Here is a 3,931-nt window from a genome sequence, read left to right as displayed (position 1 = left end):
AACAGCAAAAAGCCCGCCGGAGGTTTATCTGGCGGGCTTTTATGATTTGGTTGCGGGGGTTGGATTTGAACCAACGACCTTCAGGTTATGAGCCTGACGAGCTACCGGGCTGCTCCACCCCGCGTCAAAGTTTCGGCATTGGCCGGCCGGGCAGCCCGGACTTTCCTGCTTGTCCGTCCCCGAAGCCTGAAGGGCTTCTGCGGGCGGACGGGGCGCTACTCCACCCCGCGTCAAGGTAAGCGCTAGCCTACCAGAAACTATCGGCTTTCCAAATGGAATAGGCCGCTTGCGCGGCCCGTGATCCCGATTGGCGGGCCTTTTTGTGGTGAGAAGATAATTTTAATGTGCGTTTTGCAGACCTGGCAGCGACTTACTCTCCCGCGTCTTAAGACGAAGTACCATCAGCGCTGGAGCGTTTCACGGCCGAGTTCGGAATGGGATCGGGTGCAGCCGCTCCGCCATAACCACCAGGTCGGCAAAACGCACATTAATTCGAGAAGCTGTTGTTTAGCGAGTAGGGAGATAGCGAATAGGGAACCTATCTGCTGCCTCTCGAGCTATTCGCTGGTCTTGTTTGTGCCATCAGTCGGCTAGAGCCTTCCGGACAAAGTCCGCAAGGCCGACTGGCCGCCGGCGCTTATGCGCCGCACCCGCGTAGCGCCGCCCGAAGGGCGGAACAAGCGTGAGCGCTAGCTGGATGAGCATAAGGAATGAGAACGATCAAGCCGATCGAACTATTAGTACTGGTAAGCTTCAAGCGTTGCCGCTCTTCCACACCCAGCCTATCAACGTGGTCGTCTTCCACGGTTCTCAGGGAATACTCGTTTTAAGGTGGGTTTCCCGCTTAGATGCCTTCAGCGGTTATCCCGTCCGGATATAGCTACCCTGCTATGCGGCTGGCGCCACAACAGGTCCACCAGAGATCCGTCCATCCCGGTCCTCTCGTACTAGGGACAGATCCTTTCAATATTCCTACACCCACGGCAGATAGGGACCGAACTGTCTCACGACGTTCTGAACCCAACTCACGTACCGCTTTAAATGGCGAACAGCCATACCCTTGGGACCTGCTCCAGCCCCAGGATGCGATGAGTCGACATCGAGGTGCCAAACAACCCCGTCGATATGGACTCTTGGGGGTCATCAGCCTGTTATCCCCGGCGTACCTTTTATCCGTTGAGCGATGGCCCTTCCACGCGGGACCACCGGATCACTATGACCGACTTTCGTCTCTGCTCGACTTGTCAGTCTCGCAGTCAGGCAGGCTTATGCCATTGCACTCAGCGAACGATTTCCGACCGTTCTGAGCCCACCATCGCGCGCCTCCGTTACTCTTTAGGAGGCGACCGCCCCAGTCAAACTACCCACCATACATTGTCCCGGACCCGGATAACGGGCCGCGGTTAGACATTCATAGAGATAAGGGTGGTATTTCAAGGGTGGCTCCACCGAGGCTGGCGCCCCGGCTTCAAAGCCTACCACCTATCCTACACATGCCACTACGAATGCCAATGTAAAGCTATAGTAAAGGTGCACGGGGTCTTTCCGTCTAACCGCAGGAACCCCGCATCTTCACGGGGAATTCAATTTCACTGAGTCTATGCTGGAGACAGCGGGGAAGTCGTTACGCCATTCGTGCAGGTCGGAACTTACCCGACAAGGAATTTCGCTACCTTAGGACCGTTATAGTTACGGCCGCCGTTTACTGGGGCTTCGATTCAGAGCTTGCACCCCTCCTCTTAACCTTCCAGCACCGGGCAGGCGTCAGACCCTATACGTCGTCTTGCGACTTCGCAGAGCCCTGTGTTTTTGATAAACAGTCGCTACCCCCTGGTCTGTGCCACCCTCACCTACTTGCGTAAGCAAGGGTCACGCTTCTTCCGAAGTTACGCGTGCAATTTGCCGAGTTCCTTCAGCATAGTTCTCTCAAGCGCCTTGGTATACTCTACCAGTCCACCAGTGTCGGTTTAGGGTACGGTCTATAAGTGGGAGCTATTTCCTGGAACCACTTCGCTGCAAGATCAATCCAATAAGACCTCACAACACACGTGATCCGTCACTACCCACAGGCCCACGAATATTAACGTGGTTCCCATCGTCTACGCATTTCTGCCTCGACTTAGGGGCCGGCTAACCCTGCTCAGATTAGCTTTAAGCAGGAACCCTTGGACTTTCGGCGGGGGAGTCTCTCACTCCCCTTACGTTACTCATGTCAGCATTCGCACTTCTGATACCTCCACCGCCCCTCACGGGTACAGCTTCATCAGCTTACAGAACGCTCCGCTACCGCTTGGCCCTTGCGGACCAAACCCTAAGCTTCGGTGTATGGCTTTAGCCCCGTTACATTTTCGGCGCAAAGACCCTTATTTAGACCAGTGAGCTGTTACGCTTTCTTTAAATGATGGCTGCTTCTAAGCCAACATCCTGGTTGTTTTGGGATCCTCACATCCTTTCCCACTTAGCCATAACTTGGGGACCTTAGCTGTAGGTCAGGGTTGTTTCCCTTTCCACAATGGACGTTAGCACCCACTGTGTGTCTGCCGACTAGTACTCCCAGGTATTCGGAGTTTGGTTAGGTTTGGTAATCCGGTGAGGACCCCTAGCCCATCCAGTGCTCTACCCCCTGGGGTATTCGGTCGACGCTCTACCTAAATAGATTTCGCGGAGAACCAGCTATTTCCGAGTTTGATTGGCCTTTCACCCCTAGCCACAAGTCATCCCAAACTATTGCAACAGTTATGGGTTCGGTCCTCCAGTAAGTGTTACCTTACCTTCAACCTGCTCATGGCTAGATCACTCGGTTTCGGGTCTAATGCGACGAACTGAACGCCCTGTTCAGACTCGCTTTCGCTGCGCCTACACCTAACGGTTTAAGCTTGCTCGTCACACTAAGTCGCTGACCCATTATACAAAAGGTACGTAGTCACCCAGGACGAACCTTGGGCTCCTACTGTTTGTAGGCAATCGGTTTCAGGTACTCTTTCACTCCCCTTGTCGGGGTGCTTTTCACCTTTCCCTCACGGTACTAGTTCGCTATCGGTCATGCACGAGTACTTAGGCTTGGAGGGTGGTCCCCCCAATTTCAGACAGGATTTCACGTGTCCCGCCCTACTCGAGGACTTATGTTTGCATTACGCGTACGGGGCTGTCACCCACTATGGCCCACCTTTCCAGGTGGTTCCGCTTGTCTCACATAAGCCACTGGCCTGGTCCGCGTTCGCTCGCCACTACTTGCGGAGTCTCGGTTGATGTCCTTTCCTACGGGTACTTAGATGTTTCAGTTCCCCGCGTTCGCTACTTTACCCCTATTTTATTCAGGGTAAGTTACCTATTATCGATACTTGGAAACCACAGCGACAGATCACTCTGTCGCTCTGATTTTCCAAGTACCTTAGGTGGGTTTCCCCATTCGGAAATCTACGGATCAAAGGGTATTCGCACCTCCCCGTAGCTTATCGCAGCGTATCACGTCCTTCATCGCCTGTGCATGCCAAGGCATCCACCAATTGCCCTTATTTCACTTGATCGTTCTCATTGCCAATGCTCATCTTTGCTTGGCACATGATCCTTATCCAAAAAGTCTTGCAACTTTTTGAGGTCATGAGCCAACAGATTTCATTGACACAAAAAGACCAGCTTCTCGAGATCAGTCCGAGGGTGCGGTTAGGCTACCCCATCATAGGCGGGAGATTGAGCGTCTCCCGCGACAAACCAAAGCCTTCAACGCGCAGATCAACTGAAAGACACGAAGTCTCTCGGGGACCGCACTCCGGCTATGGAGTTCGAACAAATCTTCTCTTCACAATGTAACAGAACAGGCGGAAAGCAATTTCGCGCTTGCCGCAAACCTTTTTTACGAATGACTTTGATGGCCTTCACCTACTCGACACTATCTCTCTACTTTTAAAGAAATGGTGGAGCCTGACGGGAT

2 tRNA genes and 2 rRNA genes (1 of these 4 only partly in view) are annotated in these 3,931 nt (G+C 53.3%); all 4 read right to left on the bottom strand.

Annotated features, from left to right (window positions below):
- Window positions 1–47: 47 nt before the first annotated feature.
- Window positions 48–124 (bottom strand) — tRNA-Met (locus ACX3P0_RS24995).
- A 233-nt stretch (window positions 125–357) separates the two neighbouring features.
- A 5S ribosomal RNA gene (rrf, locus tag ACX3P0_RS24990) occupies window positions 358–472 on the bottom strand.
- 244 nt (window positions 473–716) lie between these two features.
- Window positions 717–3,527 (bottom strand): 23S ribosomal RNA (locus tag ACX3P0_RS24985).
- A 385-nt stretch (window positions 3,528–3,912) separates the two neighbouring features.
- Window positions 3,913–3,931: transfer RNA gene (locus ACX3P0_RS24980), tRNA-Ala, on the bottom strand (it continues 57 nt past the right edge of the window).

The sequence above is a fragment of the Mesorhizobium sp. A556 genome, assembly GCF_054489545.1.
The sequence above is the reverse complement of the archived record's forward strand: the minus strand, read 5'-3'. Positions and strand labels throughout refer to the sequence as shown.